The 25,938-nt window shown below is 70.8% G+C and carries 21 protein-coding genes, 4 tRNA genes and 1 other RNA gene; 12 read left to right on the plus strand and 14 right to left on the minus strand.

Annotated elements, in window-relative coordinates; all coding sequences use genetic code 11:
* Window positions 1-1,083, plus strand: coding sequence for a Leu/Phe/Val dehydrogenase (locus tag G412_RS0128920; protein WP_028815101.1), 1,083 nt, complete (start codon window positions 1-3; stop codon window positions 1,081-1,083).
* A 300-nt stretch (window positions 1,084-1,383) separates the two neighbouring features.
* The gene (locus G412_RS0128925) at window positions 1,384-1,638 is read left to right on the plus strand and encodes a DUF3073 domain-containing protein (protein WP_028815102.1); all 255 of its coding nucleotides are present in this window, start codon (window positions 1,384-1,386) and stop codon (window positions 1,636-1,638) included.
* An 85-nt stretch (window positions 1,639-1,723) separates the two neighbouring features.
* Here G412_RS0128925 and purM read toward each other — a convergent pair whose 3' ends face one another.
* Both purM and purF read right to left on the minus strand, forming a co-directional pair.
* Entirely contained in the window at window positions 1,724-2,797 is a 1,074-nt protein-coding gene (purM, locus tag G412_RS0128930) for a phosphoribosylformylglycinamidine cyclo-ligase (RefSeq protein ID WP_028815103.1), read from the minus strand.
* A gap of 33 nt (window positions 2,798-2,830) precedes the next feature.
* Complete coding sequence (gene purF, locus G412_RS0128935) at window positions 2,831-4,354, minus strand: amidophosphoribosyltransferase (protein WP_028815104.1); 1,524 nt, start codon at window positions 4,352-4,354, stop codon at window positions 2,831-2,833.
* A gap of 261 nt (window positions 4,355-4,615) precedes the next feature.
* Here purF and G412_RS41475 point away from each other — a divergent pair, with 261 nt between their 5' ends.
* A complete protein-coding gene (locus G412_RS41475; protein WP_028815105.1) occupies window positions 4,616-5,959 on the plus strand; it encodes an LPXTG cell wall anchor domain-containing protein in 1,344 nt (447 codons plus the stop codon).
* A 66-nt stretch (window positions 5,960-6,025) separates the two neighbouring features.
* Here the strand turns inward: G412_RS41475 and G412_RS0128945 are convergent, their stop codons facing one another.
* The 6 genes from G412_RS0128945 to purS form a co-directional block, all read right to left on the minus strand.
* Complete coding sequence (locus G412_RS0128945) at window positions 6,026-6,862, minus strand: META domain-containing protein (protein WP_051338678.1); 837 nt, start codon at window positions 6,860-6,862, stop codon at window positions 6,026-6,028.
* A 50-nt stretch (window positions 6,863-6,912) separates the two neighbouring features.
* The gene (locus G412_RS0128950) at window positions 6,913-7,704 is read right to left on the minus strand and encodes a putative protein N(5)-glutamine methyltransferase (protein WP_028815107.1); all 792 of its coding nucleotides are present in this window, start codon (window positions 7,702-7,704) and stop codon (window positions 6,913-6,915) included.
* A gap of 181 nt (window positions 7,705-7,885) precedes the next feature.
* Window positions 7,886-8,701, minus strand: coding sequence for a maleylpyruvate isomerase family mycothiol-dependent enzyme (locus G412_RS0128955; RefSeq protein ID WP_028815108.1), 816 nt, complete (start codon window positions 8,699-8,701; stop codon window positions 7,886-7,888).
* Between the two features lie 442 nt (window positions 8,702-9,143).
* Window positions 9,144-11,393, minus strand: coding sequence for a phosphoribosylformylglycinamidine synthase subunit PurL (purL, locus tag G412_RS36485; protein WP_037650161.1), 2,250 nt, complete (start codon window positions 11,391-11,393; stop codon window positions 9,144-9,146).
* On the minus strand, window positions 11,390-12,070 hold the full coding sequence (purQ, locus tag G412_RS0128970) for a phosphoribosylformylglycinamidine synthase subunit PurQ (RefSeq protein ID WP_028815109.1): 681 nt from the start codon (window positions 12,068-12,070) through the stop codon (window positions 11,390-11,392). Before purQ ends, purL begins: the two co-directional genes overlap by 4 nt.
* Window positions 12,067-12,318: a phosphoribosylformylglycinamidine synthase subunit PurS gene (gene purS / locus G412_RS0128975; RefSeq protein WP_028815110.1), complete on the minus strand. Its 252-nt coding sequence runs from the start codon at window positions 12,316-12,318 to the stop codon at window positions 12,067-12,069. Before purS ends, purQ begins: the two co-directional genes overlap by 4 nt.
* Before the next feature lie 337 nt (window positions 12,319-12,655).
* On the opposite strand from purS, the gene G412_RS0128980 reads away from it, so the two are divergent.
* From G412_RS0128980 to G412_RS0129015, 8 genes are all read left to right on the plus strand, one after another.
* Complete coding sequence (locus tag G412_RS0128980) at window positions 12,656-12,973, plus strand: histone-like nucleoid-structuring protein Lsr2 (RefSeq protein ID WP_028815111.1); 318 nt, start codon at window positions 12,656-12,658, stop codon at window positions 12,971-12,973.
* 109 nt (window positions 12,974-13,082) lie between these two features.
* Window positions 13,083-13,154 (plus strand) — tRNA-Gly (locus G412_RS0128985).
* Between the two features lie 53 nt (window positions 13,155-13,207).
* Window positions 13,208-13,283 (plus strand) — tRNA-Gly (locus G412_RS0128990).
* Between the two features lie 151 nt (window positions 13,284-13,434).
* Entirely contained in the window at window positions 13,435-14,391 is a 957-nt protein-coding gene (locus G412_RS0128995; RefSeq protein ID WP_037650168.1) for an ABC transporter ATP-binding protein, read from the plus strand.
* Window positions 14,388-15,155, plus strand: coding sequence for an ABC transporter permease (locus G412_RS0129000; RefSeq protein ID WP_028815113.1), 768 nt, complete (start codon window positions 14,388-14,390; stop codon window positions 15,153-15,155). Before G412_RS0128995 ends, G412_RS0129000 begins: the two co-directional genes overlap by 4 nt.
* Before the next feature lie 16 nt (window positions 15,156-15,171).
* Window positions 15,172-16,389 (plus strand): sensor histidine kinase, encoded by a 1,218-nt coding sequence (locus tag G412_RS36490; RefSeq protein ID WP_037650170.1) that lies wholly within the window; start codon window positions 15,172-15,174, stop codon window positions 16,387-16,389.
* A gap of 53 nt (window positions 16,390-16,442) precedes the next feature.
* Window positions 16,443-17,069 (plus strand): response regulator transcription factor, encoded by a 627-nt coding sequence (locus tag G412_RS39415; protein WP_028815114.1) that lies wholly within the window; start codon window positions 16,443-16,445, stop codon window positions 17,067-17,069.
* Window positions 17,070-17,098: 29 nt separating this feature from the next.
* A tRNA-Gly gene (locus G412_RS0129015) sits at window positions 17,099-17,171 on the plus strand.
* Between the two features lie 95 nt (window positions 17,172-17,266).
* Here G412_RS0129015 and G412_RS0129020 read toward each other — a convergent pair.
* The 6 genes from G412_RS0129020 to ffs all read right to left on the minus strand — a co-directional run bounded on the left by G412_RS0129020 (window position 17,267) and on the right by ffs (window position 25,703).
* Window positions 17,267-18,166, minus strand: coding sequence for a phosphoribosylaminoimidazolesuccinocarboxamide synthase (locus G412_RS0129020; protein ID WP_028815115.1), 900 nt, complete (start codon window positions 18,164-18,166; stop codon window positions 17,267-17,269).
* Between the two features lie 140 nt (window positions 18,167-18,306).
* On the minus strand, window positions 18,307-19,797 hold the full coding sequence (locus G412_RS0129025; protein WP_028815116.1) for a N,N-dimethylformamidase beta subunit family domain-containing protein: 1,491 nt from the start codon (window positions 19,795-19,797) through the stop codon (window positions 18,307-18,309).
* A 298-nt stretch (window positions 19,798-20,095) separates the two neighbouring features.
* A complete protein-coding gene (locus G412_RS0129030) occupies window positions 20,096-21,772 on the minus strand; it encodes a M48 family metalloprotease (RefSeq protein WP_244283291.1) in 1,677 nt (558 codons plus the stop codon).
* Between the two features lie 245 nt (window positions 21,773-22,017).
* Entirely contained in the window at window positions 22,018-23,271 is a 1,254-nt protein-coding gene (gene purD, locus G412_RS0129035; RefSeq protein ID WP_028815118.1) for a phosphoribosylamine--glycine ligase, read from the minus strand.
* 58 nt (window positions 23,272-23,329) lie between these two features.
* Entirely contained in the window at window positions 23,330-25,561 is a 2,232-nt protein-coding gene (locus tag G412_RS0129040; RefSeq protein ID WP_028815119.1) for a DNA polymerase III subunit gamma and tau, read from the minus strand.
* A gap of 43 nt (window positions 25,562-25,604) precedes the next feature.
* An RNA gene (gene ffs / locus G412_RS38650) (signal recognition particle sRNA small type) lies at window positions 25,605-25,703 on the minus strand.
* Between the two features lie 109 nt (window positions 25,704-25,812).
* On the opposite strand from ffs, the gene G412_RS0129045 reads away from it, so the two are divergent.
* A tRNA-Ser gene (locus tag G412_RS0129045) sits at window positions 25,813-25,897 on the plus strand.
* The last annotated feature ends 41 nt before the right edge of the window (window positions 25,898-25,938 follow it).

Raw genomic sequence — 25,938 nt, forward strand, 5'->3', positions numbered from 1 at the left:
GTGACCGACGCAACCGACGGCGTCCTGCACACCCTGTTCCGATCGGAACAGGGCGGCCACGAGCAAGTCGTGCTGTGCCAGGACCGCGCCTCAGGCCTCAAGGCCGTCATCGCCATCCACTCCACCGCCCTGGGCCCGGCCCTCGGCGGCACGCGCTTCTACCCGTACGCGACCGAGGAAGAGGCCGTCGCCGACGCCCTGAACCTCGCGCGCGGCATGTCGTACAAGAACGCCATGGCCGGACTTGACCACGGCGGCGGCAAGGCCGTGATCATCGGTGACCCGGAGACGCTCAAGAGCGAGGAACTGCTGCTCGCGTACGGCCGGTTCGTAAACTCCCTCGGCGGCCGTTACGTGACCGCCTGCGACGTCGGTACGTACGTCGCCGACATGGACGTCGTCGCCCGCGAGACCCGCTGGGCCACCGGCCGCTCCCCCGAGAACGGCGGTGCCGGCGACTCCTCCGTGCTGACCGCGTTCGGCGTCTTCCAGGGCATGCGGGCCTCGGCCCAGCACCTGTGGGGCGACCCGACGCTGCGCGGCCGCAAGGTCGGCGTCGCGGGCGTCGGCAAGGTCGGCCACCACCTCGTCGAGCACCTCCTGGCGGACGGCGCCGAGGTCGTGATCACCGACGTACGGGAGGAGTCGGTACGCCGCGTCACCGAGCGTCACCCGCAGGTCACTGTCGCCGCGGACACCGAGGCGCTGATCCGCGTCGAGGGTCTCGACATCTACGCCCCGTGCGCGCTCGGCGGCGCGCTGAACGACGCCAGCGTCCCGGTGCTCACGGCGAAGGTCGTGTGCGGCGCGGCCAACAACCAGCTCGACCACCCCGGCGTCGAGAAGGACCTCGCGGACCGCGGGATCCTCTACGCGCCCGACTACGTGGTGAACGCCGGTGGCGTGATCCAGGTCGCCGACGAACTGCACGGCTTCGACTTCGACCGGTGCAAGGTGAAGGCCGCGAAGATCTTCGACACCACGCTGGCGATATTCGCACGTGCGAAGGCGGACGGCATTCCGCCGGCCGCGGCGGCCGACAGGATCGCCGAGCAGAGGATGGCCGAGGCGCGCCGGAGCTGACCCGCGGGGAGGGCCGGCCCGCCGTTCGGTGGGGCATGAAGAGACATGACGAGACATGACTCACCCCCGTCGGCGGGTCGACCCTCAAGAAGAGGTTAAAATCGCAGTTGACCAGCGAGGACGGGGCTCCTCGCGGGTTCTGTGCCGAGGCGTTGCATGCGGGCGGCGTACCGTATGGCCGCGGAAGCAGGTACCGTTGATGCCCTACGGACCGGTCTCTCCGAGGGGAGTCCGTTCCGAACCATGAACGCGTGTCAAGACTCTGGGGCCGTCGAGCCCCGTCACCGAGGGGGTCGAGCCATGGGGCGCGGCCGGGCAAAGGCCAAGCAGACTAAGGTCGCCCGCCAGCTGAAGTACAGCAGCGGCGGGACTGACCTGTCGCGTCTGGCCAACGAGCTGGGCGCTTCGACGACTTCGCAACAGCCGCCTAATGGCGAGCCGTTCGAGGACGACGACGAGGAAGACGACCCGTACGCACAGTACGCGGCTCAGTACAACGATGACGGGGACGAGGACGAGGAGTCCGGTCCTTCGGCCCATCGTCGCGGCGCTTGACGTCCGTACACCTCGAACAGGCATCACACACTTGACCCGGTCCTGGGCCTCGGCCCCGGACCGGGTTCTGTGCTGCCTCGGGTGACTACTTGGCGTAGTCGCCCGTAAGCGTCGCGCCGGTGGCGTGGTCGCCGCGCTCGGTGATCTCTCCCGCGACCCAGGCGTCCACACCGCGGTCGGCGAGGGTCTCCAGGGCCACGTTCACCGACTCCTCCGGAACGACGGCCATCATGCCGACGCCCATGTTGAGGGTCTTCTCCAGTTCGAGCCGCTCGACCTGACCGGCCTTGCCGACCAGGTCGAAGACCGCGCCGGGGGTCCAGGTGGCGCGGTCGACCATGGCGTGCAGGCCGTCCGGGATCACACGGGCCAGGTTGTTCGCAAGACCGCCGCCCGTGATGTGGCTGAAAGCGTGCACCTCGGCGGTGCGGGTGAGGGCCAGGCAGTCCAGCGAATAGATCTTGGTGGGTTCGAGCAGCTCCTCGCCGAGGGTGCGGCCGAACTCCTCGACCTCGCGGTCCAGCGACCAGCCGGCGCGGTCGAAGACCACATGCCGGACGAGTGAGTACCCGTTCGAGTGAAGACCGGAGGACGCCATGGCGATCACCGCGTCACCCTTACGGATACGGTCCGCACCCAGCAGCCGGTCGTACTCCACCACGCCCGTACCGGCGCCGGCGACGTCGAAGTCGTCCTCGCCCAGCAGGCCCGGATGCTCGGCCGTCTCGCCGCCGACCAGGGCGCAGCCCGCGAGGACACAGCCCTCGGCGATGCCCTTGACGATGGCCGCGACACGCTCGGGGTGCACCTTGCCGACACAGATGTAGTCGGTCATGAAGAGCGGCTCGGCGCCACAGACGACCAGGTCGTCGACGACCATGCCGACGAGGTCGTGGCCGATCGTGTCGTACACGCCCATCTTGCGGGCGAGGTCGACCTTCGTGCCGACACCGTCGGTGGCGGAGGCGAGCAGCGGACGCTCGTAACGCTTGAGGGCGGAGGCGTCGAAGAGACCGGCGAAGCCGCCCAGGCCGCCAAGGCCCGCGACTTCAGCGCGCTGCGTCTTCTTCACCCACTGCTTCATCAGCTCTACGGCGCGGTCGCCCGCTTCGATGTCGACGCCCGCGGACGCGTAGCTGGCACCAGTCGTCTCAGACATTGCTGGGAACTTTCGTGTCGTGGAACGGGGGCGTTACGGGCGACGGAGCGCCTCGGCCGCGGCGTTCGCCGGGCCGGCCGCGAGCTCGGTCTCCAGAAGCTGCTTACCGAGCAGCTCGGGGTCCGGAAGCTCCATCGGGTACTCGCCGTCGAAGCAGGCGCGGCACAGGTTCGCCTTGGGGATGGTGGTCGACTCGATCATCCCGTCGATGGAGATGTACGAGAGCGAGTCGGCGCCCAGGGAGGTGCCGATCTCTTCGATCGTCATGCCGTTGGCGATCAGCTCGGCGCGGGTCGCGAAGTCGATGCCGAAGAAGCAGGGCCACTTCACCGGCGGGGAGGAGATCCGGATGTGGATCTCGGCGGCGCCGGCCTCACGGAGCATCTTGACCAGGGCGCGCTGGGTGTTGCCGCGGACGATCGAGTCGTCGACGACCACCAGGCGCTTGCCGCGGATGACTTCCTTGAGCGGGTTGAGCTTCAGGCGGATGCCGAGCTGGCGGATCGTCTGGGACGGCTGGATGAAGGTCCGGCCGACGTACGCGTTCTTGACCAGGCCCGAGCCGTACGGAATTCCGCTGGCTTCCGCGTAGCCGATGGCCGCGGGGGTGCCCGACTCGGGCGTGGCTATCACCAGGTCGGCTTCGACCGGGGCTTCCTTGGCCAGCTTGCGGCCCATCTCGACACGCGAGAGGTAGACGTTGCGGCCGGCGATGTCGGTGTCCGGGCGCGCCAGGTAGACGTACTCGAAGACGCAGCCCTTGGGCTTCGCTTCCGCGAATCGGGAGGTGCGCAGACCGTTCTCGTCGATGGCGAGCATCTCGCCCGGCTCGACCTCGCGGACGTACGCGGCGCCGCAGATGTCGAGGGCGGCGGACTCGGAGGCCACCACCCAGCCGCGCTCGAGACGGCCGAGGACCAGCGGGCGGATGCCCTGCGGGTCGCGGGCCGCGTAGAGCGTGCCCTCGTCCATGAAGACGAGGGAGAAGGCGCCCATGACGTCGGGGAGAACCTTTGCGGCGGCTTCCTCGATCGTGAGGGGCTTGCCGTCGTCGTCCGTCTGGCCGGCCAGCAGGGCGGTGACCAGGTCGGTGTCGTTGGTCGCGGCGACCTGGGTCGCGCGTCCGTTCTCCTTGGGGAGGGCGGCGACCATCTCGGCGAGCTGCGCCGTGTTGACCAGGTTGCCGTTGTGTCCCAGGGCGATCGAGCCGTGCGCTGTGGCACGGAACGTCGGCTGCGCGTTCTCCCACACCGAGGCTCCGGTGGTGGAGTAGCGGGCATGACCGACCGCGATGTGGCCCTGGAGGGAGCCGAGGGAAGTTTCGTCGAAGACCTGCGAGACCAGTCCCATGTCCTTGAAGACCAGGATCTGCGACCCGTTGCTCACTGCGATGCCCGCGGACTCCTGTCCACGGTGCTGCAGGGCATACAGTCCGAAATAGGTGAGCTTGGCGACCTCTTCGCCGGGAGCCCAGACACCGAAGACGCCGCAAGCGTCCTGGGGGCCTTTCTCACCGGGGAGCAGGTCGTGGTTGAGTCGTCCATCACCACGAGGCACACCACCGAGTGTAGGCGAGATCGACCACTGGTCCGAATTGGGGACAGGGGCGGGCTCCGAATCGGGGGCGCATTGGGCGCAAGGGCCCGTAATCACGCGCATTCCGCTGTCTGGTGTGGTGCTTGGAGGGCTCGGAATGCGCCCTTTACATCGCTGCGCGTAGCCGAGTCGAGCGCACAGTGTTCGCGGTTTAACGTGCTCCGCGCTTGATCACGATGTCCTTCCCCCATGTTCTCGTTCTGCGGCGGAAGGAACCCCCACATGCAGTCGACCTCCCGAGTCCGTCTGTCGGCCCTCGCCTGCGGCGTCGTACTCGCCTCGACGGCGGCCCCGACCGCCCGCGCCGGCGAGGTGGCGCCCGCCGACCGGCGCACCGTGCAGGTCGTGATGGTGAACTTCAGCGACAGCGCGCTCGCCGACGCCGCGAAGCTGGAGTCGGCTCTGAAGTCCGCCTATTACGGGAAGAGCGGTTCCCTGGCCTCGTACTACAACGAGATCACGCGGGGCAGGATCACCTTCGGGCCCGCCGGTACGGACCAGGTGACCGGCCCGCTCACGCTCCCCGTGGCCGCCTCCTGCGACACCGGCCGCATCGCGGACGAGACGCAGAAGGCGCTGGCCGCGACGGGCATCGGGAAGGACACGTACGACCACGTCTCGATCGTCTTCCCGAACGAGAAGGCGAAGTGCGGCTTCGGCGGCCTCGGAACGGTGGGCGGCGGGAAGACCTGGATGCCGGACGAGCACTTCTCGGTCGACGCGCTGGTCCACGAGTTCGGCCACAATCTCGGCTACCACCATCAGATGCGGCTGCGCTGCCCGGACGGAGACCTGGGTGCCGGCTGCAAGGAGGACGGCAACAGTCACAAGTCGGTGATGGGCGGCGGCGGTTCGGCGGCCGGACTGACGGCGGCCGAGCTGATCCACAACAAGTGGCTCACAGGCGGTGAGCTCACCGACGTCACCAAGTCCGGCACGTACACGCTGCGTCCGCTGTACGGCGAGGGCACGGGCGTCCGCGCGCTGCGCATCCCGCTCGGCGGCCAGGACAAGATCATCGTCGAGATGCGGTCGAAGGCGGGTGCACTCGACGGCGCGCTCCAGGGCGTTCACGCCTACCGGGTCGCGAGGGGCGACTACACGAGGTCGGCGCTGATCGACCCGACCACGGGCGAGGCGAAGGCGCCGGACGCGGACGCGGTCCGGGCCGGCAGGGAACTGACCGACACCGCGCGCAAGGTCACGGTGAAGGTCGTGTCCTCGGGCAAGACGCAGGCCACGGTCGCCGTCCGCCTGGGCAGCGTGGCGGCGGGGCCGGGGAGCCCGGCGCCGGCACCGGCGTCGGCGGGCCCGGCGGCGGGCGTCGCTGCGACGGGCCCAGTGTCGCCCGGCCCGGCCCCGGTGGCTGCCGCGAAGCCGGGCGGGACCGCCGTATCGGAGGCACCGGCACCGACCCCGGAATCCGGCGTACGTACCCACGTGGGCGACCAGCGCCTGGCCGCGACCGGCGGGGACTCTTCCACCGTGCCGCTGGCCCTCGGTGGCGCGGCGGCGCTCGCGCTGGGCGGCGCGGCGCTGTTCGCGCTGCGCCGCCGTCGCCCGTAACCACTCGTCGTCCGTAACCGCTCTGCGCCCGTAACCGCTCGGCGGTACTCGCTCCGGACTAGCTGGCTACCTGGCGATCGCCACTGCGTCCAGTCCCTTGCCGCCCGCCGCGGTGAGGGACAGGGCGCGCTCACGGATCTCGTACGTCACCTTGCCGTCGAGGATCTTCAGCAGGGCCCGCTCGGTGTCCATCACCGGGGGCGGGCACAGCTTCCGGGTGGTGGCGATCTTGGAGAAGGTGAGGGTGGAATCGGAGACCTTCGCCCGGCCCGAGACGTGGTTGCAGCCGAGGTTCCCGCCCACGGATCCGTCCTCGCCGAAGACCAGCTTCGCCTTGCCCGCGGCGTCCCCGGACACCGAGGTCGCGGTGTCGCCGTCCCGCAGCGACTCCACACGCCACTCGGTACCGAGGAGCTGCGCGTCCGGTTCGGGCTTCGTCTCGGACAGGGCGATGGTGTCGCCCCCGGCCGTGGTCAGCGTCAGCCTGTCGTCCGTGATCTTGGCCTTGAGCTCACCGGTGAAGGTCCGCTGCAGGTGCTGCTCGAACTTCGCGACGTTCTTCGGACAGCCGATCTCGGTGGTCCGACCGGGCCCCACCGTGATCGTGTCGCCCTTGACCGACACATCGGCACCGAAGTGGTTGCAGCCGGTGTTGCCCTTGGCCCGGCCCTTGTCGTCGATCCGTACCGTGGCCTTCTCGGGCGCCGGGATCTTCTTCCCGTCGACCGTCACACTGTCGACGGTCCAGTCGATGCCGGAGACCTGAACGTCCGGCTTTACGGTGCCGTCACCTCCGGCGGCCGAGCCCCCCGGCTCCGTGCCGCAGGCGGCCAGGGTCAGGAGGGCCAGGACGGTGAGGGCGCCGGTGAGGGGGCCGGAGATGCGGGTGCGCGACGTATCCATGGCGATGGGACGGGGCGAGTGGGGTTTCTGGTTCCACCTGCCTGTTTCCGTCACTTGCCCCTGGTCCCGATGACGACGGTGGCGTACAGCTCGTCGCACGTGACGACCCGCGGGACCAGGCCGCCGCGGGCGACGGTTTCGACGGCCTGCGGTGCCTGCCGCTCACTCGTCTCGAACAGCAGGTGGCCGCCCGGTGCCAGCCACCGCGCCGCTTGTGCCGTCACCCGCCGCAGTACGTCGAGTCCGTCCGCCCCGCCGTCGAGTGCGACCCGCGCCTCGTGGATGCGGGCCTCCGGGGGCAGCAGCTCTATCTCGCCGGTCGGTACGTACGGCACATTGGCCAGCAGTACGTCGACCCGTCCCCGCAGCGTGGCGGCGGGCAGCGGCGCGTAGAGGTCGCCCTCGTAGACCTGCCCGCCGACGGCGGTGACGTTGCGCCGGGCGCACCGCACGGCGGCGGGGTCCACATCGGAGGCGTGCAGCTCCACACGCTCCAGGGACACGGCCAACGCCGCGCCGAGCGCGCCCGAGCCGCAGCAGAGGTCTACGACGACGGCCCGCGACGGGGCGAGGGCGACGGCCTGCTCGACGAGGAACTCGGTGCGCCGGCGAGGGACGAAGACGCCGGGGTCCACGGCGATGCGACGGCCTCGGAACTCGGCCCAGCCGAAGACGTGTTCGAGGGGCAGGCCGTCGATCCGGCGGTCCACCATGGCGCGGAGGTGGGCAGGGTCCCGCGCGGCGGAGAGGAGCAATTCCGCCTCGTCCTCGGCGAATACGCAGCCGGCGGCCCGAAGCCTGGTGACGATGACGGAAGGGGAGAGCGAGGTGGAGCGAGACATGGGAAACCTTTCGGGACGCCGATGGGCGCTCCCTCGGTCCCCAGTTCCCGGTGCCTATGTCCGGTGGACCGCGCGGTCGTGAGAGGAGAGCACCCGACCTGATACAGCGGTAATGGGGCTCACCTCCTTGGTGCGTACGTCCTGCGTGGGCGTCGGCAACACTACATGATCAACTAGCGGCCTAGCGGAGGATGGGCAACAACCCGGCCAGGCCGGCCCGTTCGCCGCTGGCGCTGACCTTCGCGTCGTCGACGGCCGTGTCCCAGTCCGTACGCCCCGTGGCGAGGCGGATCCAGGTGAGCGGGTTGGTCTCGACGACGTTGGGCGGCGTGCCGCGGGTGTGGCGGGGGCCTTCCACGCACTGCACGACGGCGTACGGCGGGACGCGGACCTCGACCGAACCGCCGGGCGCCTTCACGGCGAGGGCGTCGGCGAGGAGGCGGGTGCAGGCGGCGAGGGCCTGGCGGTCGTACGGGACGGCGAGGCCGGCCGCGCGGTTCAAGTCGTCGGTGTGGACGACGAGTTCCACGGTGCGGGTGACGAGGTAGTCGTCCAGGCGCATGGCGCCGACGCGGGACGCGAGCAGCCGGTCGCCGGGGGCGGCGGGCAGCAGCTCGGCGAGCCGGGTGCGGGTCCGCTCGTACAGCGCGTCGAGGTCTGGCGCCGACTCGGCGATCGCCTTCGTGTCTTCGGAGATCCGCGCGGCGCGGGGGGCCGTTGCGAACGGCCAGTCCAGGAGGGTGACTTCCTGCTGGGGCGGGGCGGGCTGTTCGAGGCAGCGGATGACGGCGCCGACGGCCATGGCGACGTGCGCGGCCAGCTCGCGTACGGTCCAGTCCCCGAGGTGGGTGGGGAGCGCGAGCTGCGCGGGCGTGAGGTCGCGCACGGCGTCGTGCACGTGGCCGAACTGGGCCAGGACCGCGGCGCGGGTCTTGGCGGCGTCGTAGCGGCGGGGGCGGGGGCGGGGGCGCGGGCCCTTCTGGGCAGCGGATGCCATGCCCCCGAGACTAGCCCCCGGCTATGACAACGGCCGCTTTCCGCGCGACCGCACCAAGCACGGGGCTCCGCCCCGGACCCCGCGGAGATTCCCCTACCCGCCCCTTCCCGAAACCGGGGGCAAGCCCCCAGCCCCCCGGACGCCCTACGGGCGTGTCCTCAAACGCCGGACGGGCTGGATGTGCCACAGCGAGCTGGATACGCCGGCAAGCTGGTCCTTCCGGGGAAGCCGGATCTGCCGCCCGGCGGCCACGTCCCCGCTCAGCGGCACGATGAGCCCGTACCCCACCCCATCCAGCCCGTCCGACGCCTGAGGACCAGGATCTGGGGCAGCACCCCCCGCAGCGAAGCCGCACATGTCACAGCCGGGAAGGGGCGGGGTGGGGAACAAAAAACCTCGGCCCCGGCCATTAGCTGGCCGGGGCCGAAGTGTTGGTCCGGGGTCAGGCGAAGAGGTCCGGCAGGGTCGCCTCGTGCGCCGTGCGGAGTTCGGTCAGCGGGATGCTGAATTCGCCCTGCACCTCGATCTCCTCGCCGTCGACGACACCGATCCGGGTCGCGGGCAGCCCCCGCGCCCCGCACATGTCGTTGAAGCGAAGCTCCTCGCTGCGCGGCACGGAAACAACCGCCCGGCCCGCCGACTCCGAGAACAGGAAGACGAAGGAGTCCAGTCCGTCCGGAACCACCAGCCGCGCACCCTTCCCACCCCGAAGGCAGGACTCGGTGACCGCCTGGATCAGGCCGCCGTCGCTCAGGTCGTGCGCCGCGTCGATCATGCCGTCGCGCGAGGCCGAGATCAGGATCTCGCCGAGCAGCTTCTCCCGGTCCAGGTCGACCTTCGGCGGCATGCCGCCGAGGTGGTCGTGGATCACCTGGGACCAGGCGGAGCCGCCCAGTTCCTCGTGCGTGTCACCGAGCAGGTAGAGGAGCTGGCCCTCTTCCGCGAAGGCGACCGGCGTACGCCGCGTCACGTCGTCGATCACGCCGAGCACCGCGACGACGGGCGTCGGGTGGATGGCGGTCTCGCCGGTCTGGTTGTAGAGGGAGACGTTGCCGCCGGTCACCGGCGTACCGAGCTGGAGGCAGCCGTCCGCGAGACCACGCGTGGACTCCGCGAACTGCCACATGACGTCCGGGTCCTCCGGCGAACCGAAGTTCAGGCAGTCGGAGATCGCGAGCGGCCTGGCGCCGGAGGCGGCGACGTTACGGTACGACTCGGCCAGCGCGAGCTGCGCGCCCGTGTACGGGTCGAGCTTGGCGTACCGGCCGTTGCCGTCGGTCGCCATCGCGACGCCAAGGTTCGTCTTCTCGTCGATCCGCACCATGCCGGCGTCCTCGGGCATGGCGAGCACCGTGTTGCCCTGCACGAAGCGGTCGTACTGGTCGGTGATCCACGACTTCGACGCCTGGTTCGGCGACGAGACCAGCTTCAGCACCTGCTCGCGCAGCTCGGCCGCGTTCGCCGGGCGCGGCAGCTTGTTCGCGTCGTCGGCCTGGAGCTCGTCCTGCCAGGCAGGGCGGGCGTACGGCCGGTTGTAGACGGGACCTTCGTGGGCCACCGTCCGCGGCGGTACGTCGACGATCTGCTCGCCGTGCCAGAAGATCTCCAGTTGCGAGCCGTCGGTCACCTCACCGATGACGGTGGCGATGACGTCCCACTTCTCGCAGATCTCCATGAACCGGTCGACCTTGTCCGGCTCCACGATCGCGCACATGCGCTCCTGCGACTCGCTCATGAGGATTTCCTCGGGCGAGAGGGAGGAGTCACGCAGCGGCACGGTGTCCAGTTCCACGCGCATGCCGCCGGAGCCGGCCGAAGCCAGCTCGGAGGTCGCGCACGACAGGCCGGCGCCGCCGAGGTCCTGGATGCCCGCGACGAGCTGCTCGCGAAAGATCTCCAGGGTGCACTCGATGAGGAGCTTCTCCTGGAAGGGGTCACCGACCTGGACCGCCGGGCGCTTGGCCGGGCCCGTCGACTCGAAGGTCTCCGAGGCCAGCACCGATACGCCGCCGATGCCGTCGCCGCCCGTGCGGGCGCCGTACAGGACGACCTTGTTGCCGGGACCGCTCGCCTTCGCGAGGTGGATGTCCTCGTGCTTCATGACGCCGATGCAGCCGGCGTTGACCAGCGGGTTGCCCTGATAGCACGCGTCGAAGACGACCTCGCCGCCGATGTTCGGCAGGCCCAGGCAGTTGCCGTAGCCGCCGATGCCCGCGACGACGCCCGGAAGGACGCGGCGCGTGTCCGGGTGGTCGGCCGCGCCGAAACGCAGCGGGTCGAGGACCGCGACCGGGCGGGCGCCCATGGCGAGGATGTCGCGGACGATGCCGCCGACGCCCGTGGCCGCGCCCTGGTAGGGCTCGATGTACGAGGGGTGGTTGTGCGACTCGACCTTGAAGGTCACGGCGTAACCCTGGCCGACGTCGACGACGCCCGCGTTCTCACCGATGCCGACGAGCATCGCGTCGTTGGCGGGGACCTTCTCGCCGAACTGCTTCAGGTGGACCTTGCTGCTCTTGTACGAGCAGTGCTCGGACCACATGACGCTGTACATGGCGAGCTCGGCGCCGGTCGGGCGGCGGCCGAGGATCTCCCGGATGCGCGCGTACTCGTCCTCCTTGAGGCCGAGTTCCTTCCAGGGCTGCTCGGCCTCGGGGGTCTCCGAGGCGTGCTTGACGGTGTCCAAAGTCATGCGTTGACCAGCTTCTTCAGGATCGAGGTGAAGAATCCGAGGCCGTCGGTACGTCCCGTGCCGACCAGCGGCTGCACGGCGTGCTCCGGGTGCGGCATCAGGCCGACGACGTTGCCGGCGGCGTTGGTGATGCCGGCGATGTCGCGGAGCGAGCCGTTGGGGTTGACGTCCAGGTAGCGGAAGGCGACGCGGCCCTCCGCCTCCAGTTCGTCGAGCACGCGCTCCTCGGCGACGTAACGGCCGTCCATGTTCTTGAGCGGGATGTGGATCTCCTGGCCGGCGGTGTAGTCCGCGGTCCAGGCGGTGTCGCTCGTCTCCACGCGCAGCTTCTGCTCGCGGCAGATGAAGTGCAGGTGGCTGTTCTGCAGCATCCCGCCGGGCAGGAGGTGGGCCTCGGTGAGGATCTGGAAGCCGTTGCAGATGCCGAGGACCGGCAGACCGGCCTTCGCCTGGTCGATGATCGTCTCCATCACCGGCGAGAAGCGGGCGATGGCGCCGGCCCGCAGGTAGTCGCCGTACGAGAAGCCGCCCGCGAGCACGACCGCGTCGACCTGCTTGAGGTCCTTGTCGCGGTGCCACAGCGAGACCGGCTCGGCGCCCGCGGTCCGGACGGCGCGCAGGCTGTCCTGGTCGTCGAGCGTTCCCGGAAAGGTGACGACTCCGATACGAGCGGTCACTTCGGCTCCTCCACCTTCACGGTGAAGTCCTCGATGACGGTGTTGGCGAGGAACGTTTCGGCCATCTCGTTGATGCGGGCGAGGGCGGCGTCATCGACAGGCCCGTCGACCTCCAGCTCGAAACGCTTTCCCTGACGGACGTCCGCGATTCCCTCGAAGCCGAGACGGGGCAGTGCGCGCTGCACCGCCTGTCCCTGCGGGTCGAGGATCTCGGGCTTGAGCATGACGTCGACTACGACGCGTGCCACTGGCACTCCCGGTGGTGGTGTGGTGCGAAGGCGGTCCAATCAGCGTACCTGCCCTGAAATTCTACGCGGGTAGATATAGGTGGGCGCCGATCACGTTCCGGTATCGGGGGTGACAACCGCGGGAAAAATCGGGGGAAAAACGCGTGCCTCCGATTGCGGAAGGACACGCGGACCGAATTAACTGGGCTTCACGATGCAATGCCTGTCGCTGTACAAAGGAATAGCGAGAAAAACAGCATTGCTCCAAATCAGCCGGAAGGCCGGCATCACCGCACGTCAGGCGTCATGTCAGGCGCCATGTCGGACGCGGTAGTGCCGCAGGAAAGGACCGATATCCGTGGCTCAGCGCGTAGTGGTCACGCTCTCCGACGACATCGACGGAGGGGAAGCAGCGGAAACGGTCAGCTTCGGCCTGGACGGGAAGTCGTACGAGATCGACCTGAATCCCGCCAATGCAAAGAAACTGCGCACCGCGCTGGAGCCGTTCATCGAGGCGGCCCGAAAGCACTCGAAGTCGGGCAAGGTCTACCGGCACACCGCCGTGGCACCCGACCCGGCAGCCGTGCGCGCGTGGGCGCGCTCGCACCAGATGGACGTGCCGGCCCGCGGCCGCATCCCGAAGAAGGTCTACGAGGCCTTCGCGGAGGCGTCCTGACAGCGCTCGAACCCGGCTACGCAGCCGACTTGCGCTCCACCCCTGTTGATCGGCTAGAGTCTGGAGCACGCCGAGGGGCAAGGCCGCAGGGCCGGTCCCCAAGCAGCGTGCGGGTGTAGTTCAGTAGTAGAACATCCCCCTTCCAGGGGGAAGGCGCAGTGTGCAATTCCTGTCACCCGCTCTACATCACTTACCAACCACTGCGGTGGATCGGTTAGAGTGGTGGCACCAAATGCGGACGTGGCTCAGTTGGTAGAGCATCACCTTGCCAAGGTGAGGGTCGCGAGTTCGAATCTCGTCGTCCGCTCCATGTGTACGAAGGCCCCGGTCATTACGACCGGGGCCTTCGTCGTGTCCGCGTTGTGTCCGCGCCGTGCCGCGACCGCGGTTCTGACATTTGTCATGTGCGGTGATGACAGCCCGCACTGCCCGCGGACGTGATCCGGCGGAAGTCTTGGCACATGACCACCAACGACTACGTGATCGACGCCGAAGGGCTCCGGCGTACCTACAGCGGCGGCTTCGAGGCCGTCCGCTCGCTCTCCTTCTCCGTCGCGCGCGGCGAGCTGTTCGCGCTCCTCGGCACGAACGGGGCCGGCAAGACCTCGGCCCTGGAACTCCTGGAGGGCCTCGCCCGGCCCAGCGGCGGCAGCGTCCGGGTGCTGGGGCACGACCCGTACACCGAGCGCGCGAAGGTACGTCCCCGGGTCGGCGTCATGCTTCAGGAGGGCGGCTTTCCGTCCGAGCTGACGGTGCGCGAGACGGTCCGGATGTGGGCGGGATGCACCAGCGGGGCGCGGCCGGTGGACGAGGCACTGGACCTGGTGGGGATGGGGAAGCGGGAGAACGTACGGGTCAAGCAGCTTTCCGGCGGGGAACGGCGGCGGCTGGATCTGGCGACGGCGCTGCTCGGGCGGCCCGAGATCCTCTTCCTCAACGAGCCGACGACGGGGCTCGACGCCGAGGGGCGGCGCGAGACGTGGGAGCTGGTGCGGAAGCTGCGCGACGGGGGGACGACCGTACTGCTGACCACGCACTACCTGGAGGAGGCCGAGGAGCTGGCCGACCGGCTGGCGATCCTGCACGAGGGGCGGATCGCCGCCGAGGGAAGGGTGGACGAGGTGGTGGCGGAGTACCCCTCGCAGATCTCCTTCGAGCTGCCGGACGGCTACCACCTCGGGGATCTGCCGCCGCTCGGGCAGCTCGGTGTGACGGGGCACGAAGTGGCGGGGCGGACGGTCCGGTTGTTCACGGACCGGCTGCAGCGGGCCGCCACGGGGCTGCTGGCGTGGGCGGAAGCGGCCGGGGTGGAACTGCGCGGGCTCGATATGCGATCGGCCTCGCTGGAGGAGGCGTTCTTGAACATCGCGCGCGCGGCGAAGAGCGACGAGCGGGAAGCGGAGGTGGCCGCGCGATGAGCACGGCTGTGGTGGGACGCATGGCGGCCCTGACACGGGCCGAACTGACTCTTCTCGTACGGCACAAGGCGGTGCTCCTCGCGGCGCTGGTCCTGCCGGTGGCGATGACCTACGCGATGCGGCCGGTCGTCGGTGACCTGGAACTGGCCAGGGCCGGGATCTCGCCGGGTGCGGCGATGATGCCGATGGCCGTGGCGTTCGTGCTGCTCTTCGGGGTGTACTCGGCGCTGGTCACGGTCTATGTGGTGCGGCGCGAGGAGCTCGTACTCAAGCGGCTGCGGACCGGGGAGCCCGGTGACGTGGAGATCCTGGCCGGAACGGCCGCCGCCACGCTCGTGGCGGGACTCGCGCAGTGCGTGGTGCTGGTGATCGCGGGGGTGGTGCTGCTCGGCGTGGAGATGCCTGCCGATCCGCTGCTGGTGGTGGCGGGGGTGCTGCTGGGCGTCGCCGTCGCGGGGACGACGGCGGCCGCCACCACCGTCTTCACCAGGTCGGCGGAGGGCGCCCAGATCACGATCATGCCCATGATGCTGGTCTCGATGGTGGGGTCGGGGGTCGTCGTGCCCCTGGAACTGCTGCCGGACAAGGTCGCCTCGGTCTGCGAGCTGCTGCCGCTGTCACCGGCCGTCGCGCTCGTGCGGGGCGGCTGGAGTGGACAGTTGGGGGCGTACGAGGCGCTGGGGGCCGTCGGCACGGCGGTGGCCTGGACCGTACTGTCGGTGTTCGCCGTACAGCGGTGGTTCCGGTGGGGGCCACGGCGATAGAAGTGGGGGGACGGGGATGAGGGGCTTCTGGGGGAAGCAGAGCCAGGCCGCGAAGATTGACCTGTACATGCGGGCGACGCTGTACGTGCTGCCGTGGCTGATCTCGGTGGGTGTGCTCAGGCCCCTCACCGAGGAGGTGGGCCGCGACCCCGGCGCCGTCGCGCTCGCGCGGGCGCTGCTCGCCCTGTGCGTGGCCCAGTGCGCGGTCGCGATGCACACCATCCACCACTCGCTCGCGCATTACATCGACGGGGCGCCGGCTCCGTGGTGCTCGGCGGCCGTCGCGCTGGCGCTGGGCGGGGGCTCGGTGGGGCTCCTCGTGGCCCTTCAGGCGACCGGCGAGATCGGGGACGGGACGGTGCTGATCCAGATACTGCCGTACACCCTGCTGACCACGGCCATGTCGACGTTCATGCTGTCGACGCTCCGGCGGCTCGCGCTCGGGACGGTGGTGGCCGCGGTGCTGGTCGCCGGCGCGCTGGCTGCCAGCGGGGCGGGGGCCGGCCTGGCCGTGGGCGGGGTGGTGATGGTGGTGCTCGTGTGGCTGTTCGCGCTGGTGACCACCCGGTCCTCGGCCTGGTTCATGGCGGTCATCCGGGAGCTGGACCTGTCCCGTGACGTCTCCGCGCGGCTCGCGGTCGCCGAGGAACGGCTGCGCTTCGGACGGGACATGCACGACGTCATGGGCCGCAATCTCGCCGTCATCGCGCTCAAGAGCGAACTGGCGGTGCAACTGGCGCGGCGCGGCCGGCCGGAGGCCGCCGACCAGATGGCCGAGGTGCAGCGGATCGCGCAGGAGTCGCAGCGCGAGGTGCGTGAGGTCGTACGGGGCTACCGGGCGGCGGATCTGCCCGCCGAGCTGGAAGGGGCGCGGGGCGTGCTGAGTGCGGCGGGCATCGACTGCCTGATGGACCGGGGGCCCGGTGACGAGCTGCCGGCGGGCGTGCAGTCGGCGCTCGGGTGGGTCGTACGGGAGGCGACGACCAATGTGCTGCGGCACGGTGACGCGCGCACCTGCACGGTGCGGCTGGCGGCCGACGGGGGGCGGGCGGTGCTGGTCGTGGAGAACGACGGGGCGGGCGAGGTGTCCGCTGCGGGGACTGAGGGCTCGGGGCTCGCCGGGCTCCGCGAGCGGCTGAGCGCGGTGGGCGGGACGCTGCGGGCGGGGCCGGCCGGGGACGGGCGGTTCCGGCTGACGGCTGAGGTGCCGCTGGTGCGGGAGGTGCTGCGGTGAGTGGCGGAAGTGGTGCTGGGAGTGGTGGCGTGAGTGGTTCTGGGAGTGGTTCCGTGGGTGGTTCCGCCGTAGCGCCCGTGCGGGTCCTGCTCGCCGACGACGAGCATCTGATCCGGGGCGCGCTCGCCGCGCTGCTCGGGCTGGAGGACGACCTCGTCGTCGTCGCACAAGCGGCTACCGGGCCCGAGGCACTGGCGATGGCGCGGGCGCACCGGCCGGACGTCGCCGTACTGGATCTGCAGATGCCGGGCGCCGACGGTGTGAGTGTGGCCACAGCTCTGCGGGCCGAGCTGCCCGGCTGCCGCTGCATGATCGTGACCAGTCACGGGCGGCCCGGACATCTGAAACGGGCGCTCGCAGCGGGGGTGCGGGCGTTCGTACCGAAGACCGTCAGCGCGCAGCGGCTGGCCGAGCTCATCCGGAGCGTACGGGACGGAAACCGGTACGTGGACCCGGAGTTGGCGGCAGACGCGATCTCCGCCGGAGACTCCCCGCTGACCGTACGGGAGGCGGAAGTGCTGGAGCTGGCGGCGGACGGGGCGCCGGTCGCGGAGATCGCGGAGCGGGCCGCGCTGTCGCCCGGCACGGTGCGCAACTATCTGTCTTCGGCCGCCTCGAAACTGGGTGCGGAGAATCGTCATGCCGCGGTGCGCCTCGCACGCGAGCGAGGTTGGGTATAGTTGGCATCGCACACGGCAACACAGTGCATGCGGACGTAGCTCAGTTGGTAGAGCGCAACCTTGCCAAGGTTGAGGTCGCCAGTTCGAACCTGGTCGTCCGCTCAGAGTCAGAAGGCCCCGGTCATCCCGACCGGGGCCCTCTGCGTTGCCGGGGCGCTCTGCTATGCCAGGGCGCTGTGCGTTGCCCCGGCGCCGCTCTAGGACCAGCTCATGCCGGTGAGGCGTTCGTACGCCTCCACGTACTTCGCCCGGGTCGCGTCGACGATCTCCTGCGGGAGCGGGGGCGGCGGCAGCTCCGCCGTGCGGTCCCAGCCGGAGGCGGGCGAGGTCAGCCAGTCGCGGACGTACTGCTTGTCGTACGACGGCTGGGCGTGGCCGGGCTCCCAGGTGGCCGCGGGCCAGAAACGGGAGGAGTCCGGGGTCAGCACCTCGTCGGCGAGAACCAGCCGGTCGCCGTCGAAGCCGAACTCGAACTTCGTGTCGGCGAGGATGATGCCCCGGTCGCGGGCGATGTCACGGGCCCGGTTGTAGATGGCGAGGGTCATCTGGCGCAGGTGGGCGGCGGTCTCGGCCCCGACCTGGCGGGCCACTTCCTCGTAGCTGACGTTCTCGTCGTGGTCGCCGACGGCCGCTTTGGTGGCAGGGGTGAAGATCGGCGCCGGGAGTTCCGAGCCGTCGGTCAGGCCCTCGGGGAGGGCGAGGCCGCAGACGGTGCGCGATTCCCTGTACTCGGTGAGGCCCGAGCCGGTGAGGTAGCCGCGGGCCACGCACTCGACCGGGACCATGTGCAGGGACTTGCAGATGAGCGTACGGCCGGCCCAGTCGGCCGGGGCGCCCTCGGGCACGTCGGTGGAGACCACGTGGTTCGGGGCGAGGTCCGCGAGCTGGTCGAACCACCAGAGCGAGAGCTGGGTCAGGACCCGGCCCTTGTCGGGGATCTCTGTGGGCAGCACCCAGTCGTACGCGGACATGCGGTCGCTCGCGACCATCACGAGGTCGCCGGCCTCGTTCTGGTAGAGGTCACGCACCTTGCCCGTGTGGAGGTGGGTCAGGCCCGGCAGCTGGAGCGGCTCGGGCTTTTCTACGAATCCGGACACGGTTCCTCCGCGTAGGTTGATCCAGGAGCGCTTCTGATTCTCCCGTATGCGGGGCTTGGGTGTGGGGGCGGGGGGCGTGGGGGGCGGTGTCCTGGCGGTTTGCCGGCGGTGCGGCGGGCGTGCGTCGGCGGTGTTTTTTCTCAGTCGCGTTTGCAGATGCGGTCCAGGAGGTTCGCCGTCGCGCGTTGGATGCGTGGGTCCACGTGGCCGGGGCGGTCCAGGGCCGGGGACCAGGCGAAGGTGCCCGAGGCGAAGACCAGGGCGCCGCTGGGCGCCCGGTAGAGGGACGTCTCCTGGTGGCGCAGGGCGCCGTCGCCGTCCCGGTAGGGGGAGTGGGCCAACAGGATGCGGCCCTGGTGCTCGGGCAGGGCCGTACGGGGAAAGTAACGGTCCGCCTCGCCCGCGACCAGGCCCTCGATCTCGTCGTTCTCGTACGCACCGGTCGAGTCCCAGAGCCAGTGGTCCGCGTTGCGTACGACCAGGGGGCTCGGCTCCGGGACCCTTCCGGCGTACTGGATGCCCATCAGCTGCTGCTCCGGGCGGTCGATCTCGCGCCAGAGGGCGGCTTTGCCGGGAGCTCTGCGTTTGCGGCAGGTGAGGAGGCGGTCCGCTGTGCCGGAGGCGGAGGGGGCGAGCTCCACTTGCCAGTACATGGTGTTGGCCGAGAGGAAGACGAGCGACGTGCCGGCCTCGCGCGCCAGCTCCGTGGTGCGCCGCATGGGGGCCGACCAGTACTCGTCGTGGCCCGGGAACACCAGGCCTCGGTAGCGCGTCGGGTCGACGCGGCCCGCGTGCAGATCGCGGGCGTCCGCGTAGGCGAGGTCGTAGCCGTAGCGCTCGGCCCAGCGGATGAAGTCGTACGCGTGCCCCACGTGGAGGGGGAGGCCCGCACCTGCGTACGGGCGGTCGAAGGAGACCGTGGTGGCCGCGTCTTCTTCGCCCAGGAGACGGCCCATGCTGTCCCACGCGTGGTAGAGGCTGGCGCCCGTGCGGCCGTCCTCCGGGTAGAGGTTGTACGCCTGCCAGGTGATGTCCGGCAGGAGGAGGAGCAGGTCGGCGGGGTGGCTGTCGCGGACCGTGAAGGGGATGTGGGAGCGGTAGCCGTCGGCGGTGGTCAGCACGGCGACGTACGCCCCGACGTTCCACAGATCCGGGATCTGGAGGCGCCAGGAGAGCCACCAGTGGTGGCAGGAGACGGTGCGGTCGGCGGCGAGCGGGGCCGGCTGGACGATGCCGGCCAGGCGGGGGCTGGTGGTGATCTTCGCCGCGCCGTCGCCGCCGTAGTGGCCGATGCGGTAGATGTCCACGGAGAACTGCTGGGGCGGGTCCACGGTGATGTGGAAGTCGATCGCCTCGCCGGGGGCGGCGGCGCCGGGGGACGCGAAGCCCTTGATCTGCTGGCGTACGTCGTCGGCGTTGCGGGGGCCGCCGGTGGGGGCGGAGCGGGGCTGCGGGAGCTTGACCCCGGTGACGGGGTCGACGTGCTCGGCGTACCAGGGGATCACCTGGCCGCTGTCCCCGAAGTAGTGCTCGCCGCCGCGCAGCCAGGGCAGGGGGCCCTGGCCGAAGGGATCGGAAACGGCGTGCGCCAGGGCGCCCGATTCCCAGCGTCGGATGAACTCGTCCCCCATGCCGCTTCCCTCCCTCTAGCCCCCGAGACAACTGTGGTGCGTCACTTGTCAGCTACTTGCCTCCAGCACATCACATAACGCACGCACTCCGTCACCGTTCGTCGCTAATTGACGTTAACGGAACCTCAGTCTCCGGTAAGCGGGGAGCGTGGTAGAGGCGTTTCCCAGCGGCGTTTCCCAGGCGTTTCCCAGGGGCGTTGCGTCTTGTGTGCGGGGGCGTTGGGGTCGGGGCCGAGCCGGGGCGTTTCCTCGGGCGCCGAACGTTCGGGTACTTCGCAGGACGGCGAAGCGACGTGGGTCACACCAGGCGGACCGTCTTTTCCGGGCGTACTCCTACCGAGGCCAGCCAGGAGCGCAGTGGTGCCGCGTCGCCGTCTTCCACCAGGCTCAGGACCCGGGTGCCCAGGTCCGCGCGGCGTTCGCCGTCGACCAGGAGTGCGGGGCCGTCCAGCCAGTCCAGGCCCGGGGCGGCGCCCGCCGTGTCGACGGCGGCGCAGCAGACCATCGCGGTGACGTGGTCGGCGAGCAGATCACGGCCCGTCCTCGGCGGCTGGAGCGGGAAGAGCGGGAGCGGGTCGGTGTCCCAGGGATCGTCGCCTTCTCCCAGGCCGAGTGGCGCCGGCGGCGGAGCGGCTGCCTCCTCGCGGGCCACCTCTGCCCCGATGGCGGCGGCGAGCGTCTCCGCTGCCGGGTTGAGGGCGTCGGACGTGGCGGGCGGGCGGTCCCCGTTCGGAGGGGGGGCCGAGGCGGTCGACAGGTGGTCCATCACCCGGATGAGGGTCGGAGCCGCGGGGGCCGAGGCACGGCGTACGCCCATGGTGTCCAGGACTCGGTGCAGCCGGGCGGCGTCGGTGCGCCACTTGCGGTCCACGACCTCTTCCGGGTACTGCTGCCAGTCCACCGGCGACCAGTCCGGGCCCGGCTCGGCGGGGCCGCCGTGGAAGAGGCGGGCGGCGAGGAGCGAGGTGGCCTCGTCCACCGAGCCCGGTTCTTCGAGCAGGTCGCACGCCGGGCGCTCGCCCAGGCGGGAGGCGAAACCGTCCGCCAGACGGTCGCGGCGCGAGAGTTCGGTGAGGGCGGAGACCACGCCCGCGTCGAGACGGGACGGCCAGCGGCCCATGCGCCAGGCGGGCAGCGCGACCCGGGTCAGGAGCCGGTCCCAGCCCGCGTACGCCAGGCCCACCTGCTCCTGGGCGACGATCCGCAGGCCGTAGTCGACGGTCTGCGCGCGCTCCGAAGCGGCCGTGGCGACGCCCCGCTCCATCTCGGCGGCATGCAGCCTGCAGCCGCGCAGGAGGAGCTTGGAGACCCAGCCGACGAAGCGGAGGGGGATCCGGCGCAGTGGTCCCTGGTCCGGGGCGGCCGCGACGGCGACCGCTGCGTCCAGGCCGCGTACGAAGCGGCGGGCGGCGGCTATGTCGGGGTGAGCGGAGGGACCCGTACCGGCGACGACCGGGGCGAGCACCGCCCGCAGCTCGGCCACCCGCATCCACCACAGGAACGGCGACCCGATGACCAGCACCGGTGATGCCGTGGACCTGCGGCGTCCGGGGGCGCCCGGTATGGACGCCGAAGCCGGATGCGTACGGTCCTCCAGCCAGCTGTCACAGTCCGGCGTGAGCGCTATCGCGGACGGCGCCGGCACCTCCAGCCGGTCCGCCAGGTCGCGCACGAGCCGGTAGAGATCCGGTGCGGAGTGCTCGGCGACCTCCACCGTCGGGGTGGTGGCGGGCCTTGCCCGTACGATCACGGCCCCTACGGCGACGGCCGCCAGCAGGGCCACGACCGCCGCGCCGGTCATCACCCAGCGCGCGGCGTCCCAGGCCCCGCCCACCACGTGGCCCGTCGCGCCGCCCACCAGCAGGACGACGGCGACGGCCGCGGGCAGCAGGGCGACGGCCAGCGCCGTGCTGCGGACACGCAACACAGCGAGAGCCCTGGAACGCGCGGACTGCGCGCCCCTCTCCACACCCATACCGGTACCGGACACGGCCGGACGTCACCCCCTTCGCCCTGCGACGGCTTTGCTCACTCCCCCACTGTGGCACCCGCCACTGACATCGCAATGTCGGTGGGCCAAGTGCCGGAATGCTTGCGCCGCACCCTAGTTGGGGGTGGGGCAGCCGTCAGCCGGATAGCCCAGCGGTCACTCGATGGAATGGCTTTGGGGAAAGCTGCTGACGCCGTCGGGCGTGGGAAGCGGGTGGGAGGCGGGTGGGATCAGGCCCCGGACGCCGCCTTTTCGGCGATGTCCGTGCGGTACTGGGAGCCGTCGAGACGGATCCGGGAGACGGCTGTGTACGCGCGCTCGCGGGCCTGGGTGAGGTCCTTGCCGGTCGCCGTCACCGACAGCACCCGGCCGCCGGCGCTCACGACGGCGTCGCCTTCGCGCCGGGTCCCGGCGTGCAGTACGTACGCGTGGGGCGCGTCCTGGGCGGCGACCTCGTCGAGACCCTCGATCGGGTCACCGGTGCGCGGCGTGCCGGGGTAGTTGTGCGAGGCGATGACGACCGTCACGGCAGCGTCGTCGCGCCAGGTCAGCGGCGGTTCGACGTCGAGAGTGCCGTTGGCGGAGTTGAGGAGCACGCTCGCCAGCGGAGTCTTGAGGCGGGCCAGGACCACCTGGGTCTCCGGGTCGCCGAAACGGGCGTTGAACTCGATGACCCGTACACCGCGCGAAGTGATCGCCAGACCCGCGTACAGCAGCCCGGAGAACGGCGTGCCGCGGCGGCGCAGCTCGTCGACGGTCGGCTGGAGCACGGTCGCCATGACCTCGTCGACCAGCTTGGGGTCGGCCCACGGGAGCGGGGAGTACGCGCCCATGCCGCCGGTGTTGGGGCCCTCGTCGCCGTCGAGCGCGCGCTTGAAGTCCTGCGCGGGCTGGAGCGGGAGGACGGTCACACCGTCGGTGATCGCGAAGAGGGAAACCTCGGGGCCGTCGAGGAACTCCTCGATGACCACGCGGTCGCAGGCCAGCGCGTGCTCGCGGGCCGCCTGGAGGTCGTCGGTGACGACGACGCCCTTGCCCGCTGCGAGGCCGTCGTCCTTGACGACGTACGGCGCCCCGAAGGCGTCCAGCGCCGTGTCGATCTCTTCGGGGGTGGTGCAGACATAGCTGCGGGCGGTCGGGACGTTCGCCGAGGCCATCACGTCCTTGGCGAAGGCCTTGGAGCCCTCCAGCAGGGCGGCCTCCCCGGACGGGCCGAAGCAGGGGATCCCGGCCGCCCGCACGGCGTCGGCGACGCCCGCGACGAGCGGCGCCTCCGGGCCGACGACGACGAGTCCGGCACCGAGCTCGCCGGCGAGCCTCGCCACGGCGGCGCCGTCGAGGGCGTCAACCGGGTGCAGCTCGGCCACCTCGGCGATGCCGGCGTTGCCGGGGGCGCAGTACAGCGCGGTGACGTCGGGATCGAGGGACAGAGAGCGGCACAGGGCGTGTTCGCGGGCGCCGCCGCCGATGACGAGGACCTTCACGGTGTGCAGCCTAGCCCGCGCGCCGCGCTCCCCCCGCCGCGCGCTCCTCCCGCCCCCGCTACTCGTTCGTGAACTCCTCGACGACCGTCGCACCCAGCTCCCGCACGATCAGGTCGTGGCCGGAGAGCGCCGAGTCGACGAGGTCGGGGTCGTCTTCCGCCGGTACGTCGTCCTCAATCGCCATGGGCGGGGGTGCCGGTGCGGGCGGCGGCGTCGGCTCCGCCGCGTAGGAACTGCCCGCTGAGGCCTCGGGTGCCGGGCGCTGCGGGCCGGGAGCCTGCGGCGCGGCGGCGCCTGCCGGGGCGGGCTGGGCCTGCGGGGTGGGCTGGGCGGGGCGCGGAGCCGGGGCCGGGGCGCGCCCGCCGAAACCGCCACCGCCCGCGCCGCCACCGCCGAAGCCGCCGCCACCGGGTGGCTGTGCGCCACCGCCGCCTCCTCCGCCGCCGGACGGGTCGACAACCGACTCGATCTTCCACTGCACGTTGAAGGACTCGGCCAGTGCCTGCTTCAGCACTTCTTCGCTGCCGCTGCTCGCGAAGTTGTCCCGCGCACCGGCGTTGATGAAGGCGATCTGGAGCGTGGTGCCGTCGAAGCCGCTGACCTGGGCGTTCTGGCTGAGCAGGATCCAGGTGAAGCGCCGTCGGTTCTTGACGGCCTCCAGGATGCCGGGCCACATGTTCTGTACCTGTACGGCGCCCTGCGCGGCCGGCTGGGAGACGGCGGGCGCGGGCGGCGCTGCTGCGGCAGGGGCCGCCGCCGGCGGCGCCGCGACGGGCGCGGGCTGCGGCTCGGGCCGGCCCTGGCCAGGAGCGGAGGCGGTGGGCCACCCACCGGGCCGGCGCCCCCCGGCGTCCTGTCCGGCTCCGGCTCCGGCACCCGTACCGGAGCCCGGCCAGGCACCGGGACGCTGGCCGCCCTCGCCGGCAGCGGGAGCAGCCACAGGGGCCGCCGCGGCAGCTACGGGTGCGGGCATCACAGGAGCGGGGGCGGGAGCAGGAGCGGGGGCAGGACCGGGGCTAGCCGCAGCCACTCCCCCAGGAGCCCCATGCGCCTCGGGCCCCGGTACGTACCCCATAGCCGGACCGGGAGCTGCGGCCGCGGCCATGAACGCACCGCCACCACCGCCACCGCCACCATTGCGCTCCAGGCGGTCCAGGCGCGCCTGGAACGAACGCTCGTCGTCGAAAGCGGCCGGCAGCAGCACCCGGGCGCAGATCAGCTCCAGCTGGAGCCGCGGCGATGTCGCCCCCCGCATCTCGGTGAGCCCCGTGTTGACCAGGTCGGCGGCGCGGCTCAGCTCCGCCGCGCCGAACACGGAGGCCTGGGCCTGCATCCGCTCCACCACATCGGCGGGCGCGTCAATCAGACCTTTCTCGCGGGCGTCGGGAACGGCGGCCAGGATCACCAGGTCCCGCAGCCGCTCCAGCAGGTCGGCCACGAACCGGCGGGGATCGTTCCCGCCCTCGATGACCTGGTCGACGACCTCGAACGCGGCCGCCCCGTCGCCCGCCGCAAAGGCGTCCACGACCGAGTCGAGCAGCGAGCTCTCGGTGTACCCGAGCAGTGCGGTCGCCATGGCATATGTCACACCGTCGTCGGCCGCGCCGGCGAGCAACTGGTCCATGACGGACATCGAGTCACGCACGGACCCGGCTCCGGACCGTACGACGAGCGGAAGCACTCCGTCCTCGACCGGGATGCCCTCCTTGCCGCACACCTCACCGAGGTATTCGCACAGCGTCCCCGGAGGCACCAGGCGGAACGGGTAATGGTGCGTACGCGACCGAATGGTGCCGATGACCTTCTCGGGCTCGGTCGTCGCGAAGATGAACTTGAGATGCTCCGGGGGCTCCTCGACCACCTTCAGCAGGGCGTTGAAGCCCGCCGGGGTGACCATGTGCGCCTCGTCGATGATGTAAATCTTGTAGCGACTGCTGGCGGGCCCGAAGAATGCCTTTTCCCGCAGGTCACGGGCGTCGTCCACGCCACCGTGCGAAGCGGCGTCGATCTCGATGACGTCGATGGACCCCCGGCCGTTCCTGGCCAGGTCGACGCAGGACTGACACGCACCGCAGGGGTTCGGCGTGGGGCCCTGCTCGCAGTTCAGACAGCGGGCGAGGATGCGGGCGCTGGTCGTCTTTCCACAGCCCCGCGGCCCGCTGAACAGGTACGCGTGGTTGACCCGGTTGTTACGCAGGGCCTGCTGCAACGGGGCAGTGACATGCTCCTGCCCGATGACCTCGGCGAACGACTCGGGACGGTAGCGGCGGTAGAGCGCAAGGGACGACACGTATACGAGGTTATCGGGACCCACTGACAACCGGCCCCGCCCCAACGCAAGCGCCCCCCACGCACCCGCCAGAGCTCACTTACCCTTGCTGCCTTCCGGCCCTGGGGGAGTTCGGTGAGATAGCGCCACGTGAGGGGCTGGCCCCCACACTAGCGGATCGCCCCCCAGGAAAACGAGCCGGGCCCCGACCACGGGCAACGTCGGCGGAACGCGTTCGCGAGCACTCCTCAACGTCTTGTATTGTTTGCGGCGGAGGATTCGCCTAGTGGCCTAGGGCGCACGCTTGGAAAGCGTGTTGGGGGCAACCCCTCACGAGTTCGAATCTCGTATCCTCCGCACTCGCCCACCTGGGCAAACGAAGGGCCCCACCGCTGAGC

The organism is Streptomyces flavidovirens DSM 40150 (genome assembly GCF_000429085.1).
GTDB classification, from domain to species: domain Bacteria; phylum Actinomycetota; class Actinomycetes; order Streptomycetales; family Streptomycetaceae; genus Streptomyces; species Streptomyces flavidovirens.

Coding starts and splice junctions, on each gene's coding strand:
- G412_RS0128945 (WP_051338678.1), bottom strand. CDS start 6,862: ATGGATACGTCGCGCACCCGCATCTCCGGCCCCCTCACCGGCGCCCTC.
- purL (WP_037650161.1), bottom strand. CDS start 11,393: ATGACTTTGGACACCGTCAAGCACGCCTCGGAGACCCCCGAGGCCGAG.
- G412_RS0129025 (WP_028815116.1), bottom strand. CDS start 19,797: ATGGGGGACGAGTTCATCCGACGCTGGGAATCGGGCGCCCTGGCGCAC.
- G412_RS0129000 (WP_028815113.1), top strand. CDS start 14,388: ATGAGCACGGCTGTGGTGGGACGCATGGCGGCCCTGACACGGGCCGAA.
- G412_RS0128955 (WP_028815108.1), bottom strand. CDS start 8,701: ATGGCATCCGCTGCCCAGAAGGGCCCGCGCCCCCGCCCCCGCCCCCGC.
- G412_RS41475 (WP_028815105.1), top strand. CDS start 4,616: ATGCAGTCGACCTCCCGAGTCCGTCTGTCGGCCCTCGCCTGCGGCGTC.
- purM (WP_028815103.1), bottom strand. CDS start 2,797: ATGTCTGAGACGACTGGTGCCAGCTACGCGTCCGCGGGCGTCGACATC.
- G412_RS0128995 (WP_037650168.1), top strand. CDS start 13,435: ATGACCACCAACGACTACGTGATCGACGCCGAAGGGCTCCGGCGTACC.
- G412_RS36490 (WP_037650170.1), top strand. CDS start 15,172: ATGAGGGGCTTCTGGGGGAAGCAGAGCCAGGCCGCGAAGATTGACCTG.
- G412_RS0129030 (WP_244283291.1), bottom strand. CDS start 21,772: ATGGGTGTGGAGAGGGGCGCGCAGTCCGCGCGTTCCAGGGCTCTCGCT.
- G412_RS0128925 (WP_028815102.1), top strand. CDS start 1,384: ATGGGGCGCGGCCGGGCAAAGGCCAAGCAGACTAAGGTCGCCCGCCAG.
- G412_RS0128950 (WP_028815107.1), bottom strand. CDS start 7,704: ATGTCTCGCTCCACCTCGCTCTCCCCTTCCGTCATCGTCACCAGGCTT.